Consider the following 15,504-nt stretch of genomic DNA (forward strand, 5'->3'; position numbering starts at 1 on the left):
TTGACCCTCACATTGGTGTGAGGCTCGAGGATGGTGGCTCACATTGTCTGGAGCTCACTCCGATGCCTGTTCGCTTTCTCCCCGTCATTGGCATGTTGCCGATGCGCTACCTGCTGGTCTGCCTGCTGCTGTTTTCTTCAACCTTGGCGGCGGCGGGCCCGGCCTCACCCCCGGCGTCGCGCAGCTACACCGTCACCGCGCCCGACGGCGTGGCCCTGGCGGTGCAGGAGCATGGTGCCAGCGATGGCCGGGCAATCGTGTTCGTGCACGGCCTGCTCGGCAGCCGCATCGATTGGGACGCGCAGCTGGCCGATCCGCGCCTGCAAGGCTATCGCTTGATCACCTACGACCTGCGCGGGCATGGGCTGTCCGGCAAGCCGGCGGCAGCGTCCGCGTATCGGGACGGCATGCGCTGGGCCGACGACCTTGCCGCCGTGGTGAAGGCCGCAGACGCGCGCGATGCGGTGCTGGTGGGTTGGTCGCTGGGCGGTGCGGTGATCACTAACTACCTCACCCGTTACGGCGACGAAGGGCTTGGCGGCGTGGTGTATGTCGATGGCGTGATCGAACTGCGCGCAGAGCAACTGGGCGCGCATCCGGCGATCTATCGCGATCTGGTCTCCGACGACCTGCGCACGCACCTGCGGGCGGTGCAGGACTTCCTGCGGCTGTGTTTTGCCACCCAGCCTCCGGCGCCGGTGTTTGAAACCTTGCTGGCCAACGCGTCGCTGGCCTCGTGGGACATGCAGCGGGCCGTGCAGGGCATGTCGATCGACGTTGCCGGCCTGCAACGCACGCAGCTGCCGGTGCTGCTGATGTACGGCGCGCGCGATGCACTGGTGACCACCGGGCCGGCGCTGGCGCGTGCACGGCAGCTGCAGCCGCGTGCGCAGACGGTGCTGTATCCCAACACCGGGCATGCCCCGTTTCTGGAAGACAGCCCGCGCTTCAATCAGGATCTGCTGCGCTTTGTCGAACAGGCCGCCAACGCCCACTGACGCGGCGTGATGGCACGCGCGATCCGCATGGCGCGCTGCGCTGTGCTGCCCGCGCGGCGCCCGTTGCCGCCGCGCAGGTCGGCACACCGATGGCGGCACACCTGTCGCCATCGCCAGTTACAGCGTGGGCGACCTGCCGGCAGGTGCAGATCCGGTCGCCGGGTCGTACTGCGGATGGCGTGGGTCCATGCTGGGGGGCGTGGAGGTGCCCGGCCGCAGCGCGCTTTCGCGCCAGGCGCGCACCAGCAGGTCGCGCAGCATCGCCGCGCCATCGCCGGCGGTGCGATAGACCATCGCGCGGCCATCGCTGCTGGATGCGTCGTCGAAGGCGCCGGCCTTTTCCAGGCGATAGACCTGCTCGACACGGCCGGTGCCGATGTCGAGAAAGCCCAGGATCTGCTCGAACACATCGCCATCCTGGTGCGCCAGGGCCGGCATGCGGCTCAGCAGGTCCTGCGGGGTCAGCGCAATCTTCTCCACATAATCGCTCTCGAACTTGCCGTGCACCTTCGGGTCGGTGCTGTAGCCGTGCGGGTTCGGCCCCTGCCAGCCGTCGTGATGGATGCTGTCGTGCTGCGGCTGCGCGCCATCGCCGATGTAGTGCGCAAACCAGCTGACGTAGAACGCGCAGTTGCGTTCGAGCTCTCGGGTGTCCTGGCCCTTGGCGCGCAGCGTGCGCAGCTGCCGCATGGTCGCCACGATGCGTTGGTAGCCTTCGGTGGCGGCGTACGGCAAGGTGCCGGCCCAACGCACGTTCATGCGCTGCGCCAGTTGCGGGTCGCTACCGGCGATGCGCCGCTGTTCGTCGTACAGCGCCAGTACGAAGGCGTAGCGCGAGCGCGGCGGGTGCTGCATGAAGGCGAACTGCTCGCGGAACCAGCCGTGGTTGGGGTCTTCGTCGATCTTGAGGAAGGGTTCGCTTTCGCTGCGCCAGCCGTCCGGCAGCGTGGCGCCGTCGGCGATCACCTGCGCGTACTGTTTGAGAAAGACCGGGCCGTCGTCGGGCAGGGCCTGCACCGCGGCGCTGTCGATGGCGGCATGCGCGCGGTGGCCCCAGGCGGCGGCATCGCCGGAACACGTCGCTGCTGCAACCAGCAGCGCACAGGCAAGACGGGAAGCTGTCATGGCAGTCCTTGTGGCCTGTAGCGCAGCTGCGGCGCTGCAGGCGATGGATCGGGAAGTGGAGCGCTGGCATCGAGGCTGCGACACCCCGGACGCCAGCGCACTCAGAAGTGGTAGGTCACTACCAGCCGCGAGTTGCGCTCGTAGATCGGCCGGCCGTAGATCGGTGCGCGCGTGCCCTGGCCGGAGATGGTGTCGGTGCGCGGGTTGCCTTCGGTCAGCGCAAAGGTGTTGGTCAGGTTGTCCACCGACAGCTGCACGTCCCACGGCCCGTTGCGCACCAGGATGTTGGCCGCCAGGGTGTCGTAGGCGGCCAGCTCGGTGGTGTTTTCCAGGTCGGCGTAGCGCTTGCCCACATAGGCGTAGCGCAACGAGGTTTCCCAATCGAACGCACCGGTGGTGAACAACAGCGTCGGGCCGGCATTGCCGTACAGCTTCGGCTGGCGGTTGGGCATGTTGCCGTCCACGTCGACCACGGCCACTGCGCCATTGGCCACCACTTCGGTCAGGTCGGACACCTTGGTGTCGTTGTAGGTCAGGTTGGCATCAAGACGTAGCCACTGCGCCGGCGTCCACACCGCCGCCAGTTCGATGCCGGGGTTGGTGACGCTGCCGCGGTAGTCCTTGGACTCGGCCGCGCCGGTCTGCGGATTCACCGCGCTGGTGCCGATGTTGTACGGGTCGTACTTGGTATAGAAGGCGGTGGCGAACACATCCAGCGTGTCGAAGTTGAGCTTGGTGCCGAGCTCGAACTGGTCGGCGGTGGGGATGTTGACGTTGCCCTCGTTGGCGCCCTCGCTGGGCGCGCGGTGCGCACGCGAGGCGCGGCCGTAGATGCCGACGGTGGGATTGATGTCGTAGTTGAAGCCCGCGGTCCAGTTGGTCACGCCCACGTCCAGCGCGGTGTGCGCGCGGGCCCCGGTGAACAGGCGCGCGGCATCGTCGGCCAGGGTGTCGGCCATGCCCAGGTTGCCGGTGCTGCGCAGCATGCTCCAGGCGCGGTAGCGGTAGCGCTCGTGACGTACGCCGGCTTCCAGGCGCAGCTTGTCGGTCACCTGCCAGGTATCGGCGATGTAGGGCGCCAGCATGCTGGTGTAGGCCTTGCCCTGGGTGCGGTCGGCGCCGTAGATCACCACGCCGTCCTTGGTCACGCCACCGACCACGTTGCCGGCCGCGTCGTAGCCGAGCAGGTCGATCGTGCGCGGGTTCTGCCGCATCTCCAGCAGATAGCTCTGGTAACGCGAATTGTAGGAACGCGCGTAGTAGGCGCCGTACACGCCGAGCGTGATGTCGTGGCTGTCGCCGCCCCAGTCGAAGCGGCGATGCAGGCGCAGGTCGTCGGCGAACGAATCGGCGCGCACGTTCATGGCGCGGGACTGGCCCTGGATCACCAGGCCGTCGGTGCTGGCCGGATCGAAGCGGCTACCGTCGTCGGTGTAGACGTAGCCCAGCGAGCTCAGGCCGGGAAACGCGGCGCTGGCGGCGGCGCGGCGGCTGTTGGCATACGCGGCGGCGTCCTGCGGCGCATTGCTGGAATACAGCGCGTCGAAGGTCATGTCCAGGCGATTGACGATGGCCTTGTTGGACAGGCTCCAGCCGTTGTCGAAGGCCAGGTCCAGGTTGGCGCCCAGATGGTTGAACTTCATGTGGCGGCCATCGGACAGGTCGCGCAACTCGCGCTGCGGCGCGCCGTTGGCATCGCTGGAGACGATGCTGGCGCGTTTCAGCTGCGCGCTGCTCAAGGTGCCGGTGAAGCGGTCGATCAACGGGTCCAGCGAACGCGAGGTGTCGCGCGGGTCGTACAGCGGGATCGGCATGTAGAACGCATTCTTGTCGTCCAGATGCTTGGCGGTGAAGGTCAGCTTGCCGTGCTCCAGCGTATGCGTGAGGTTCATGCGGAACTGCCCACCCTCGTCGGCCGGAAAGCCCACGTCGCGGTAGCCGTCGTTGCGCCGCACGAAGCCGCCGGCAGCCAGGTACCAGCCGTCGGCAAGCTTGCCCGACCAGTAGCCATCGAGCCGATACAGCCCGGTGTCGCCGACGGTGGTGCGCACTGCGCCTTCGGGGGTGTCGCCGCCCTGGCGCGTGACGAAATTGACGATGGCCGCGGCATTCGAGGCGAAGATCGGCGACGGCCCGCCGCGTACGGTTTCCACCGATTCGACCATCAGGTCCGGGCGCACCAGGCCTTCGGTCTTGTAAAAGTAGCCGTTGTTGTCCGGGTAGGGGCTGATGCCGTCTTCCTGGATCACCGCAAACGAGCCTTCGTCGGGAATGCCGCGGATGCGGTAGACGTTCTGCACTTCGCCGCCGGTGGATTCGGCATAGATGCCGGGCATCGAGCCGATCAGGCTGGCCAGGTTGAGCGGGGCCAGCTTGTCGATCTGCTCGGCGGTCAGCGCAGTGATCGCATACGAGGCATCGAACTGGTTCTGGGCCTGGCCGGCACCGGTGACGATCATCCGGTCCAGCGAGAAGATGCCGTCCTCGCCCTTGCGGGTGGCAGGCGTGGCGGGTGCGGCCTCCTGCGCGAGCGCGGGGGTGGCCAGGGTCAGTGCAAGCAGGACGGCGAGCGGACGACGCGACACGGCACGACGCACTCCGGAGCGCGTCCGGATGTGGGTGTAGGGCATGGCAGGAGTGGGGTCAGCGGGGGAGCTGCCCACTGTCGCGGCGCCATGTTTCCGCAGCATTGCGTGTGCGCCCGATCACGCTAAGTTGGTGGGTTCGCGTGCCGATCTGTGACGTGGCACCTGTTTTCAAGCGATTTCAACCGTGCGCGGCAGGCAGCCGGCTGTGCGTCGTTCGGTGCGCATTACCAGGTCAATCGTTCCGCCCTCGGTGTCGTCGCGCCGGTGCCAGCTCGGACATCGCAACCCGCGCCACGCTGGCAGCCGCTTGTTCGACGCTGCCTGGACCGGCGTGGTCGTTGAGATCGATAGCGGCGCGAGCGTGATTGATCGCATTGAACGCATCGGCGCATTGACCGCAAAGCCTGCGTTACGCAGTGCCTTCGCGAGCGACACGGTGAAGCAATCGGGCGCTCGGCGCTGTCGCGCAGCGCCATGGGTGCGGAGCTGGAGAGGGGCGCTTGCTTGGAATCACCAAGAAGGCCCCCAGACTATGTGCCATCCATCCGTGTGTACAGTCGCCTTCGTGAGCACCTCATTCCCCCTGCCAGCACCGCGCAAGGCCCCGCAGCAAGCGCGCTCGCGCGCCACCGTGGAGGTCATCCGCCAGGCCAGCATCCAGGTGCTGGTGGCCGACGGACTGCAGGGCTGCACCACCACGCGGGTGGCCGAGCGTGCCGGCGTGTCGGTCGGCAGCGTGTACCAGTACTACCCCAATCGGCAGGCGATGTTGATCGCGTTGCTGCAGTGGCACCTGCAGGCAGTGATCGATGCGGTGGAACGGGCCTGCGCGCAACAACACGGGCGCACGCTGGCGCAGCAGTGCGAGGCCTTGGTGCATGCCTTTGTGCAGGCCAAGCTGCAGCATGTGGATGTCTCGCGCGCGCTGTACGCCATCGCCGAGCTGCATGGTGGCGCCGCGCTGGGGTCGCAGGCGCGCAAGCGCTCGCAGCAGGCGTTTGCCGCTGCGCTGGCCACCGCCGCGGATGTGCGCTTCGACGATTGCGAGGCGGTGGCCGAGATCGGCATGGCGGCCATCACCGGGCCGGTGAAGAGCCTGCTCGAGGAGGGTGCGCCTGCGGTGCGGATTGCGCCGCTGCAGGCGCAACTGGTGGTGTTGCTGCACAGTTACCTCATGGCCACCGGAGTTACGCGATGACGGCGATAGCAGTTCAGGACAGCAACGTACTTCAGGACTTCATCGAACGTCATCGGCGCCTGTTCGTGCTCACCGGCGCCGGTTGCAGCACCGATTCGGGCATTCCCGATTACCGCGATCTGCAAGGCGGCTGGAAGCGTCCGCAACCGGTGACGTTCCAGGCCTTCATGGGCGAGCTGTCCACGCGGCAGCGGTATTGGGCGCGCAGCCTGGTCGGCTGGCCGCGCTTCGGGCTGGCGCAACCCAATGCCACCCATCACGCATTGGCCGCACTGGAAGCGCGCGGCCAGCTGGAACTGCTGCTGACGCAGAACGTGGATCGCCTGCATCAGGCCGCCGGCAGTCAGGCGGTAATCGATCTGCATGGCCGGCTCGATGTGGTGCGCTGCATGGGCTGCGAGCGGCGCATGCCCCGTACCGAATTCCAGCTGCTGCTCGAGCACGCCAACCCCGGCTGGGCCGACCTGGACGCGGCGCAGGCACCCGATGGCGATGCGGACCTGGACGATGTGGCCTTCGACAGCTTTGCAGTGCCGCCGTGCCCGGTGTGCGGCGGCGTGCTGAAGCCGGATGTGGTGTTCTTTGGCGAGAACGTGCCGCGCGAGCGTGTGGAGCGTGCATTTGCGCATCTGCAGGCGGCCGATGCGGTGCTGGTGGTGGGCTCGTCGCTGATGGTGTATTCGGGCTTTCGTTTCGTGCAGGCCGCGGCCAAGGACGGCCTGCCGATCGCCGCGCTCAACTTCGGGCGCACCCGTGCGGACGAGCTGCTCAGCCTGAAGGTCGAACAGTCGTGCGCGCAGGCGTTGGCGTTCCTGCACACCCCGTTCGATCCGATGCGTGCACGCAGCGTCAACGACGCCAGGGCGCGCTCGGCATGACGCAGTGATCCATCGCAGCGGTTGTGCCCACGCGCGCGGCGCAGTGCAATGGGCATCCCCGTGTCATCTGTGGATGCCCCCTTGAGCCAGCTGTTCTCCCCCATCCGCTTCGGTCCGCTTACGCTCGCCAACCGGATCGTCATCGCCCCGATGTGCCAGTACTCCGCACAGGACGGCCGCGCCAGCGACTGGCACCGCATCCATCTGGGCACCTTGTCGCAATCCGGTGCTGGCCTGCTGATCCTGGAAGCCGCTGCGGTGCAGCCGCAGGGGCGCATCTCCTACGCCGACCTTGGCTTGTACGACGATGCCACCGAGCAGGCGCTGGGTGAGGTACTGGACTCGGTGCGGCGATGGTCGCCGATGCCGATCGGCATTCAACTGGCGCATGCCGGGCGTAAGGCCTCCACCGATCTGCCGTGGAACGGCGGCGAGGCGATCGCGCCGGATCACGCGCATGGCTGGCAGACCGTGTCCGCATCGGCGCTGGCGTTCCGTGACGGTCAGCCGTTGCCGCAGGCACTGGACGAGGCCGGCATCGATGCGGTGGTACAGGCCTTTGTCGATGCGGCACGGCGCGCCGAACGCCTGGGCCTGGCGCTGATCGAACTGCATGCCGCGCATGGCTATCTGATGCATCAGTTCCTGTCACCGCTGAGCAATCAGCGCAGCGATGCGTATGGCGGTTCGCTGGAAAACCGCATGCGGCTGACGCTGCGCATCTTCGACGCGGTGCGCGTGGCGGTGTCGGACAAGATTGCCATCGGCGTGCGCATCTCCGCCACCGATTGGGTAGAGGGCGGCTGGGATCTCGAGCAGAGCATCGCGCTGTCCAAGGCGCTGGATGCGCGCGGTGCGCACTACATCCATGTCTCTAGCGGCGGGCTGGACCCGCGCCAGCAGATTCCGGTGCAGGCGGGCTATCAGATTCCGTTTGCGCAGCAGATCAAGGCGCAGGTCAACACGCCGGTGATCGGCGTGGGCCTGATCACCGAGCCGGCGCAGGCCGAGGCGATCCTGCAGGACGGCCAGGCCGATGCGATCGCGCTGGCGCGCGGCATCCTGTACGACCCGCGCTGGCCGTGGCATGCCGCTGCCGCACTGGGCGCGTCGGTCACGCCCTCGCCGCAATACCTGCGCTGCGAGCCACGCGATGCGCGTGGCGTATTCGCCAGCTGATCCATCCGATAGACGTCATAACGAACAAGGACAACGCATGCCGATAGGATTTCTGGGCTTGGGGACGATGGGCCTGCCGATGGCGCACAACCTGCTGCGCGGCGGTTTTGAACTGAGTGTGTGGAATCGCTCGCCGGAGCGCGCGCAGTCGCTGCGCGATGCCGGTGCCACGGTGGTGGATGCGCCGCGCGACGCCGCGCACGGCCCGCTGCTGTTTTCGATGCTGGCCGACGACAACGCGGTGCGTGCCACCGTGCTGGAGCAAGGCGTGCTGGACGCGCTGCCGGCCGGCAGCGTGCACGTCAACATGGCCACCATCTCGGTGGCACTGGCGCACGAACTGACCGCCCTGCATGCCGAACGCGGCGTGGCCTACGTGGCCGCACCGGTGCTCGGCCGGGTCGATGTGGCCGAAGCCGGCAAGCTCAACATTTTGGCCGCCGGCGACGAGGCGGCGCTGGCGCGCGTGCAGCCGATGTTCGATGTGCTCGGTCAACGCACCTGGGAGATCGGCCACACCCCCGAGCAGGCCAATGCGGTCAAGCTGGCAGCCAACTTCTGCCTGGCCAGCGCGATCGGCGCCATGGCCGAAGCCAGCGCGCTGGCACGCGGCCACGGCGTGGATGCCACCCAGTTCCTGGGCATGCTCACCAGCACCTTGTTCGCCGCGCCCGCGTACCAGGGCTACGGCCGCCTGATCATGCAGCGCGAGTACCTGCCCGCCGGCTTCACCGCCACCCTGGGCCGCAAGGATGTGGATCTGGCGATCCAGGCCGGCGCCGACAAGCAGGTGCCGATGCCACTGGGCGAGTTGCTGCGCGCCGGGCTGGACGAGGCCATCGCGCATGGCGACGGCAACGCCGACTGGGCGGTGCTGGCAGAGGTGTCGGCGCGGCGGGCCGGGCAGGCCTGATCGCCGCATCCGCAAAGCGGAGCTAGCCGCTCTCCCGTCCCGGCGGGGCGGCACGGCTTGTGCGTCACTGGCGTGCGTGCCTCGGAGTGCCCGCGCTGCTGGCGCGTAGCGGGGGTTGGGCGAGGGGACGAGGCGACGCCCTCGTGCAGCAGATTTCGCACGCCGTCGGCTCCATCTGCTCCCCATTCTCACGCCGCTTCGCTTCACAGCAACACGGTCCACCTCTTGCTCACCTCAACATGCAGCAGACCTTCTAAAATGCCGGCTCGTGACAGCCGCCGCTCCAGGGAGGATGCGATGCGACACCTGCATATCACGCTCGGTTCGACCGAGCGCACACCGCGCGCACTGACCTGCGCCGGTGGTACGCGATGACCGCCGTACCGGTCGTCGACCAGGGCCCGGTGGGCCCGGACCATCCCGAGCATCCGGACCACTATCTGTTCGCGCAGATCCGCGAAGCGGTGGCCGCGCTCGATGCCGAGTTGGACAAACCCACCGACGAGGCCAGTGTCCGCATGGCCGCGCGCCTGCTGCCGCTAGCCAAGCAACATGGCTTCGACCAGGTGGATTACGTGGTGCTCAGCCGGCACGTCGGCGAGGTCGGCGAGAACGTGTTTCTGGTGCGTGGCGAGCTGGCCGACCCGGCGCATCTGCGTGCGCACATCACCACCCAGGAAGCGATGGAGACCTCGGTGGAGGCATCGATGGCACAACTGGACGAGATCAATCGGCGGCTGATGCTGCGCCTGCCGCCGCGCTGAGTCGCAGCGGAAAGTTACGGGCGCAAGCACTGCGCCCGCAGCCGGGCGCATTGGCTATCATTGTGCCGATGCGCTCCGACTACATCCTCACCCTGTCCTGCCCCGACCGCACCGGCATCGTCTATCGCGCGACCGGGCTGCTGTTCGATCTGGCCTGCAACATCCTCGACGCACAGCAGTTTGGCGACGACGAAAGTGGCCGTTTCTTCCTGCGCGTGCACTTCGACAAACCGCCGGGCACCGACATTGCCGGGCTGGAACGCCGCTTTGCGCAGCTGGCCGATGAGTTCCAGATTGACTGGCAGCTGCACGATGCACGCCGCCGCGCGCGGCTGCTGGTGCTGGTGAGCAAGCAGGGGCATTGCCTCAACGATCTGCTGTTCCGCATGCATAGCCGGCAATTGCCGGTGGATATCGCGGCGGTGGTGTCCAACCACGCCGACTTCGCGCCACTGGCCGCCTCCTATGGCATCGCCTTCCACCATCTGCCAGTAAGCGCCGCCACGCGCGCCGCGCAGGAAGCGCAGTTGCTTGCGCTGGTCGAGGCGCTGCAGATCGATCTGGTGGTGCTGGCGCGCTACATGCAGATTCTTTCGCCCGCGTTGTGCCGCGCATTGGCAGGGCGGGCGATCAATATCCATCACAGCTTCCTGCCCAGCTTCAAGGGCGCGCAGCCGTATCACCAGGCGCACGCACGCGGGGTCAAGATCATCGGTGCCACCGCGCATTACGTCACCGAAGATCTGGACGAAGGCCCGATCATCGAACAGGACGTGGCGCGCGTGGATCATGCGATGACGCCACGCGATCTGGTGCGGCTGGGCAGCGATACCGAATCGCTGGTGCTTGCGCGTGCGGTGCGTCGCCATGTCGAGCACCGCATCGTGCTCAATGGCCATCGCACGGTGGTGTTTCGCTAGCAGCGTCGCATATCCCCACGGACGGTTGCAGCACGCGCAAGGGAGCGGTGGTCGGGCCATGTCCGGCCAGCGAGCGCGCCGGCCTGGGGCCACCGTCGCATTCTCCTCGCCGCTTCCTCCTGGAATTTTTTGCATGTCGCTAATCCCCGGCTCCAGCGCTCGCGCGCAACAGCACGCCACCCGCGCGGCGTTCTTCATTCCCGGCTTTGCTGCCGCGGTCTGGGCGGTGCTGGTGCCATTCGCCAAGGCCAGGACCGGCGTGGACGATGGCGCGCTTGGCCTGATCCTGCTGTGCCTGGGAGCAGGCTCGTTCCTGGCGATGCCGCTGGCCGGCGCGGTGTCGGCGCGCTTCGGTTTCCGTGCGGTCATGGCGGTGACGTCGGCGCTGATCTGCCTCAGCCTGCCGTTGCTGGCGGTGGTCGCCGATCCGTGGTTGCTGGGCGCGGTGCTGTTCGTGTTCGGCGCCGGCGTGGGCGCGATGGATTGCGCGATGAACATGCAGGCGGTGGTGGTCGAGCGCGATGCCGGGCGCGCGATGATGTCCGGATTCCATGCGTTTTTCAGCATCGGCGGGTTTGTCGGTGCCGGCGCGATGACCTTGCTGCTGTCGGCGCAGCTCTCCCCGTCGAGCGCGGCGGTTGCCGGGGTGATCGCCATGCTGCTTGTCGCCGTGGCGTCGGTGCGCCACTGGCGGACCGAGCGCGTGGCGCAACAGGGGCCGTTGCTCGCGCTGCCCAGGGGCATCGTGCTGTTCATCGGCATCCTGGCGTTTGTGGTGTTCCTGGCCGAAGGCACCATTCTGGACTGGAGCTCGGTGTTCCTGGCCGATGTGCACCAGGTCGCCCCGAGCACCGCCGGCGTGGGCTATGTGGTGTTTGCATTGACCATGACGGTGACGCGCCTGCTGGGCGATGCGGTGGTGGAGCGCCTGGGGCGCATCCGCTCGATCGTGGTGGGCGCGCTGCTGGCCAGCGCGGGCTTCTGCGTGCTCACGCTGGTGAGCCCATGGCAGGCCTCGTTGGCCGGTTACGTATTGGTCGGCCTGGGCTGCGCCAATATCGTGCCGGCCCTGTTCTCGTTGGCCGGCAACCAGACGCGCATGCCGGAGAGCATCGCCATCACCGCGGTCACCACACTGGGCTATGCCGGCATCCTGGCCGGGCCGGCGCTGATCGGTTTCGCCGCGCATGGCATCGGCCTGGTCGGCGCCTTGCTCGGTGTTGCGGTGCTGATGGTGGGCGTTGCGATGTCGACGCGTTGGTTGAAGGTGTGAGTGTTGGGGATCGCGCCTGTGGTTGATGGGGTGTCGGGAGTGCGTCGCGCGCAGGCACGCTCCTACGAAGGGGGGATATTGATTACGCTTCGGTGGGTAGATACTCGAAGCGATAGCCCACTCCGTACACCGAGCGCACCCATTCTTCGCCGCCCACCTCGGCCAGCTTGCGGCGCAGGTTCTTGATGTGGCTGTCCACAGTGCGATCGGTGACGATGCGGTGGTCCACATACACGTGGTCCATCAACTGTTCGCGCGAGTAGACACGCCCCGGCGCTGCGCACAGCGTGCGCAGCAGGCGGAACTCGACCTGGGTCAGGTCCAGGTCGCGCCCGGCCACGCTGGCGCGGCAGGCGGCCTCATCGATCAGCAATCCATGCGTGGGCACCGCATTGGGATCGTGCCGGTGGCGGCGCAGCACCGCGCGCACCCGTGCAATCACCTCGCGCGGGCTGAACGGCTTGCAGATGTAGTCGTCGGCACCGATCTCCAGCCCGAGCAGGCGGTCGATCTCTTCGGCGCGCGCGGTCACCATGATCACCGGCACCGCGCCGAGGCTGCGCAGCTCGCGGCAGATCTCCATGCCATCGCGATTGGGCAGCATCAGGTCCAGCAGGACCAGATCCGGCGACTGCGCGCGAAACGCGGCAATCGCCTGCGCACCGTCGGCCACCCAATGATGCGAATAGCCGGCCGCGTGCAGATACTCGCCCAGCACCGCGGCCAGGCGCGGTTCGTCTTCGACGATCAGCACGTGTGCGTTCGGTGCTGTGGTGGTGTCGTCCATCAGGCCTCCAGGGCCGGCAGCCGCAGCGTCACGCGCAGGCCGCCCAGGGGCGAAGCGGTGGCGTGGATCTCGCCGTCGTGCGCGCCGACGATATTGCGGCAGATCGCCAGGCCCAGCCCGCTGCCGCCGCTGGCGCGATTGCGCGAGCCTTCCACGCGATAGAAGCGCTCGAACAGGCGATCGAGCTTGTCTGCCGGCACGCCGGGCGCGCTGTCTTCGATCACGATCTCCACCAGGTGCGCGCGCCGTGCGCACTGCACCCGCAACTGGCCGCCGGCATCGGTGTAGCGCAAGGCATTTTCCAGCAGGTTGGACAGCAGCTGCTGCAGGCGACGTTCATCGCCGTCGACATGCAACGGCGCAGTGATGCCGTGGGCCTGCAGCGTGAGCCCGGCTGCGGCAATGCGCGTGTGCATGCCGGCCAACGTGGACTGCAGCACCACGCTCAAATTAATCGGCGCGCGCCGATAGGCCAGCGCGCCGACATCGGTGAGCGACAGGTCGTAGAGATCCTCGATCAGCTTGCCGAGCTGGCCGACCTCCTGGTGCAACGAGGTCAGCGAGTCGCTCGTCATCGGCCGGATACCGTCCTGCAGCGCTTCCAGCTCGGCGCGCAGCACCGCCAGCGGTGTGCGCAACTCGTGCGAGACATCGGCCATGAAATCGCGACGCGCACGTTCGTTGTTGTCCAGTGCCTGCGCCAGCTGGTTGAAGTCGCGCGCGAGCTGGTCGAGCTCATCGCGCATGCGCGCCTCCAGTCGCGTGCCGTAGTCGCCGGCCGCCAGGCGATGGGTTGCCGCGGTCAGGCTGCGCACGCGCCGCAGCAAGGTGCGCGACAGCAGCCAGCCGAACAGCGCGGCCACCACGATGGACGCCGCGCCGACAGTCCACCACAGACGTTGCTGGGCCTGGTAGAAGCGCGCGTCGTTGGTGGTCAGCACCTTCTCGAAGGGCAGCATGCCCATCCAGCCCACCGTCTGCCCGTGCACCACGACCGGGCGCAGCGTGTCGGTGCGGCTGACGTCGGGGTTGCCGATGATCACCCGGTAGTCGCGATCCAGCAGCGCGAAACGAAACACCGCGCCGGTCTGATCGGAGATCGGTGGCGCGCGTGGCGGCAGGTTCTGCTGCAGCTCCGGGCGCATCAGCACGAACCAGGCATCGGGATTGTCGCGGATGAAGTTCCAGTCGCCGTGCTTGGCGTAGTCGGCCTGCACGCGCGGCAACACTTCCAGCATCCGCTCGATGCCCTGCTCGCTGAGATAGTCGAGAAACTGCTTCCTGAGCAACAGCTGCCCGGCCAGGCCATTGATCAGCAGCACTGCAATGCAGGCGCTGAGGATGGCGAGGAAGAGTTTGGCGGTGATTCCGAGTTTCATCGAGGCTGGGACAACCTTGTTGCGAACGAGGTCAGGCATGGGGCGCTTGCTGCAGTCACGCCAGGTTGCAGCAGCGGCGCCTGCAGCTGCCGATGCAGCGCATGTCGTGCACAACCGTATTGGGACTTCATTAAACCCCGAAAGCAAGCGCCTGCTGTCTGTCGATGCAAATCTTCAAATTTGCTCCATATTCGCAGCGTAGCGTGCGCATCCTCCGATCACTCCCGAGTGCGCCGTATGCGTTGCGTTGCTTCCTCCCGTTCTGCCGTGGTGCCGCGTCAGTGGCTGCTGGCCGCCATGATCACCATCGCACTGGCGGCGTGTTCGCCTGCGCAAGCGCCGCAGCAGCGGCAAGTGGAAGTGGGCGTGCAACGCGTGGAAGTGCAGCGCCTGGCGCTGGACCAGACGCTGCCCGGGCGCACCGTGGCCTATCAAAGCGCGCAGGTGCGCCCGCAAGTGGGCGGCATCCTGCGCAAGCGGCTGTTCACCGAAGGCGAGCAGGTGCAGGCCGGGCAGGTGCTGTACCAGATCGAGCCGGCGCCGTTCCAGGCCGCGTATGCGTCCGCGCAAGGCGAGCTGGCGCAGGCCGAAGCGGCGGTGCTGTCGGCCAGGCCCAAGGCGCAGCGGTATCAGACGCTGGTCAAGCTCGATGCGGTCAGCCAGCAGGACGGCGACGACGCCACCGCCACCTTGCGCCAGAACGAGGCCGCAGTCACCGCGGCCAGGGCGGCGTTGCAAACCGCAAAGCTCAATCTGGATTTCACCCGCATCACCGCGCCGATCAGCGGCCGTATCGGCACCTCGAGCTTCACCCCGGGCGCACTGGTCACCGCCGACCAGACCGATGTGCTCACCACCATCAACCAGCTCGATCCGATCTATGTGGATGTCAGCCAGTCCAGCGCGCAGCTGCTGCAGCTGCGGCGCAAGCTCGATGTCGGCCAGCTCAAGGCGGTCGATGGCAAGGCCGAGGTCAAGCTGTTGCTGGAAGACGGCACTGCCTACGCGCGCACCGGCACGCTGGAAGTGGTGGATACCGCGGTGGATGCCACCACCGGCACGGTGAAACTGCGTGCGGTGATTCCGAACCCCGACCATCTGCTGCTGCCCGGCATGTACGTCAAGGCGGTGCTGTCGATGGCTGTCAACGAGCAGGCGATCCTGGTGCCGCAACAGGCCGTCACCCGCAACAGCAAGGGCGAGGCGGTGGCGATGGTGGTCGGCGCCGATGGCAAGGTGGCGCAGCGCGTGCTCAAGACCGGCGATGCGGTGGGCGATCGCTGGGTGGTCAGCGAAGGGCTGTCTGCGGGCGAGAGCGTGATCGTGCAGGGCCTGCAGAAGATCCAGGTCGGCATGCCGGTGAAGACGCGCGAGGTGAGCGCCACCACAGCTACCCCGGCGGCAGCGCCGAATGCAGCCGCTGCAGTCGCACCGGGCGCACCCGCTGCCGCTGCGCGTGCGGCCACGCCGACGCCTGCAGCGACGCCCAAGGCTGACTGAGG

At 67.4% G+C, this 15,504-nt stretch carries 14 protein-coding genes; 9 read left to right on the forward strand and 5 right to left on the reverse strand.

All coding sequences use genetic code 11. The features are described 5' to 3' along the window. Nucleotides 1-62 precede the first annotated feature (62 nt). A complete protein-coding gene (locus ABQY64_RS01705) occupies nt 63-998 on the forward strand; it encodes an alpha/beta fold hydrolase (protein ID WP_374151332.1) in 936 nt (311 codons plus the stop codon). A 117-nt stretch (nt 999-1,115) separates the two neighbouring features. Here ABQY64_RS01705 and ABQY64_RS01710 read toward each other — a convergent pair whose 3' ends face one another. The 3 genes from ABQY64_RS01710 to ABQY64_RS01720 all read right to left on the reverse strand — a co-directional run bounded on the left by ABQY64_RS01710 (nt 1,116) and on the right by ABQY64_RS01720 (nt 5,146). Further along, nucleotides 1,116-2,123 (reverse strand): nuclease, encoded by a 1,008-nt coding sequence (locus ABQY64_RS01710; RefSeq protein WP_349780192.1) that lies wholly within the window; start codon nt 2,121-2,123, stop codon nt 1,116-1,118. Between the two features lie 101 nt (nt 2,124-2,224). Continuing rightward, nucleotides 2,225-4,708, reverse strand: coding sequence for a TonB-dependent receptor domain-containing protein (locus ABQY64_RS01715; RefSeq protein ID WP_349780193.1), 2,484 nt, complete (start codon nt 4,706-4,708; stop codon nt 2,225-2,227). Between the two features lie 171 nt (nt 4,709-4,879). Next, nucleotides 4,880-5,146 carry a hypothetical protein gene (locus ABQY64_RS01720; protein ID WP_127159598.1) on the reverse strand — a complete coding sequence of 89 codons (267 nt, stop codon included), beginning with the start codon at nt 5,144-5,146 and terminating at the stop codon, nt 4,880-4,882. A gap of 97 nt (nt 5,147-5,243) precedes the next feature. On the opposite strand from ABQY64_RS01720, the gene ABQY64_RS01725 reads away from it, so the two are divergent. From ABQY64_RS01725 to ABQY64_RS01755, 7 genes are all read left to right on the forward strand, one after another. Beyond that, complete coding sequence (locus ABQY64_RS01725) at nt 5,244-5,909, forward strand: TetR/AcrR family transcriptional regulator (RefSeq protein ID WP_374151354.1); 666 nt, start codon at nt 5,244-5,246, stop codon at nt 5,907-5,909. Next, the gene (locus tag ABQY64_RS01730; protein ID WP_349780195.1) at nt 5,906-6,787 is read left to right on the forward strand and encodes an NAD-dependent protein deacetylase; all 882 of its coding nucleotides are present in this window, start codon (nt 5,906-5,908) and stop codon (nt 6,785-6,787) included. Before ABQY64_RS01725 ends, ABQY64_RS01730 begins: the two co-directional genes overlap by 4 nt. A gap of 60 nt (nt 6,788-6,847) precedes the next feature. Then, nucleotides 6,848-7,966: an NADH:flavin oxidoreductase/NADH oxidase gene (locus ABQY64_RS01735; RefSeq protein ID WP_349780196.1), complete on the forward strand. Its 1,119-nt coding sequence runs from the start codon at nt 6,848-6,850 to the stop codon at nt 7,964-7,966. Nucleotides 7,967-8,003: 37 nt separating this feature from the next. Then, complete coding sequence (locus tag ABQY64_RS01740) at nt 8,004-8,879, forward strand: NAD(P)-dependent oxidoreductase (RefSeq protein ID WP_349780197.1); 876 nt, start codon at nt 8,004-8,006, stop codon at nt 8,877-8,879. Nucleotides 8,880-9,250: 371 nt separating this feature from the next. After that, entirely contained in the window at nt 9,251-9,643 is a 393-nt protein-coding gene (locus ABQY64_RS01745; protein ID WP_349780198.1) for an XVIPCD domain-containing protein, read from the forward strand. 68 nt (nt 9,644-9,711) lie between these two features. Beyond that, nucleotides 9,712-10,563, forward strand: a complete 852-nt coding sequence (purU, locus tag ABQY64_RS01750) for a formyltetrahydrofolate deformylase (RefSeq protein ID WP_349780229.1) — start codon at nt 9,712-9,714, stop codon at nt 10,561-10,563. Nucleotides 10,564-10,696: 133 nt separating this feature from the next. After that, nucleotides 10,697-11,836 (forward strand): MFS transporter, encoded by a 1,140-nt coding sequence (locus ABQY64_RS01755; protein WP_349780199.1) that lies wholly within the window; start codon nt 10,697-10,699, stop codon nt 11,834-11,836. 82 nt (nt 11,837-11,918) lie between these two features. On the opposite strand, the gene ABQY64_RS01760 is transcribed toward ABQY64_RS01755, so the two are convergent. Further along, nucleotides 11,919-12,623 carry a response regulator gene (locus tag ABQY64_RS01760; protein ID WP_349780200.1) on the reverse strand — a complete coding sequence of 235 codons (705 nt, stop codon included), beginning with the start codon at nt 12,621-12,623 and terminating at the stop codon, nt 11,919-11,921. Beyond that, nucleotides 12,623-14,002, reverse strand: a complete 1,380-nt coding sequence (baeS, locus tag ABQY64_RS01765; protein ID WP_349780201.1) for a sensor histidine kinase efflux regulator BaeS — start codon at nt 14,000-14,002, stop codon at nt 12,623-12,625. The genes ABQY64_RS01760 and baeS overlap by 1 nt, the downstream gene beginning before the upstream one ends. Before the next feature lie 237 nt (nt 14,003-14,239). Here baeS and ABQY64_RS01770 point away from each other — a divergent pair, with 237 nt between their 5' ends. Further along, on the forward strand, nt 14,240-15,502 hold the full coding sequence (locus tag ABQY64_RS01770; protein ID WP_349780202.1) for an efflux RND transporter periplasmic adaptor subunit: 1,263 nt from the start codon (nt 14,240-14,242) through the stop codon (nt 15,500-15,502). Nucleotides 15,503-15,504: the final 2 nt, after the last annotated feature.

This window comes from Xanthomonas sp. WHRI 7065, assembly GCF_040203115.2.
GTDB lineage: Bacteria > Pseudomonadota > Gammaproteobacteria > Xanthomonadales > Xanthomonadaceae > Xanthomonas > Xanthomonas arboricola.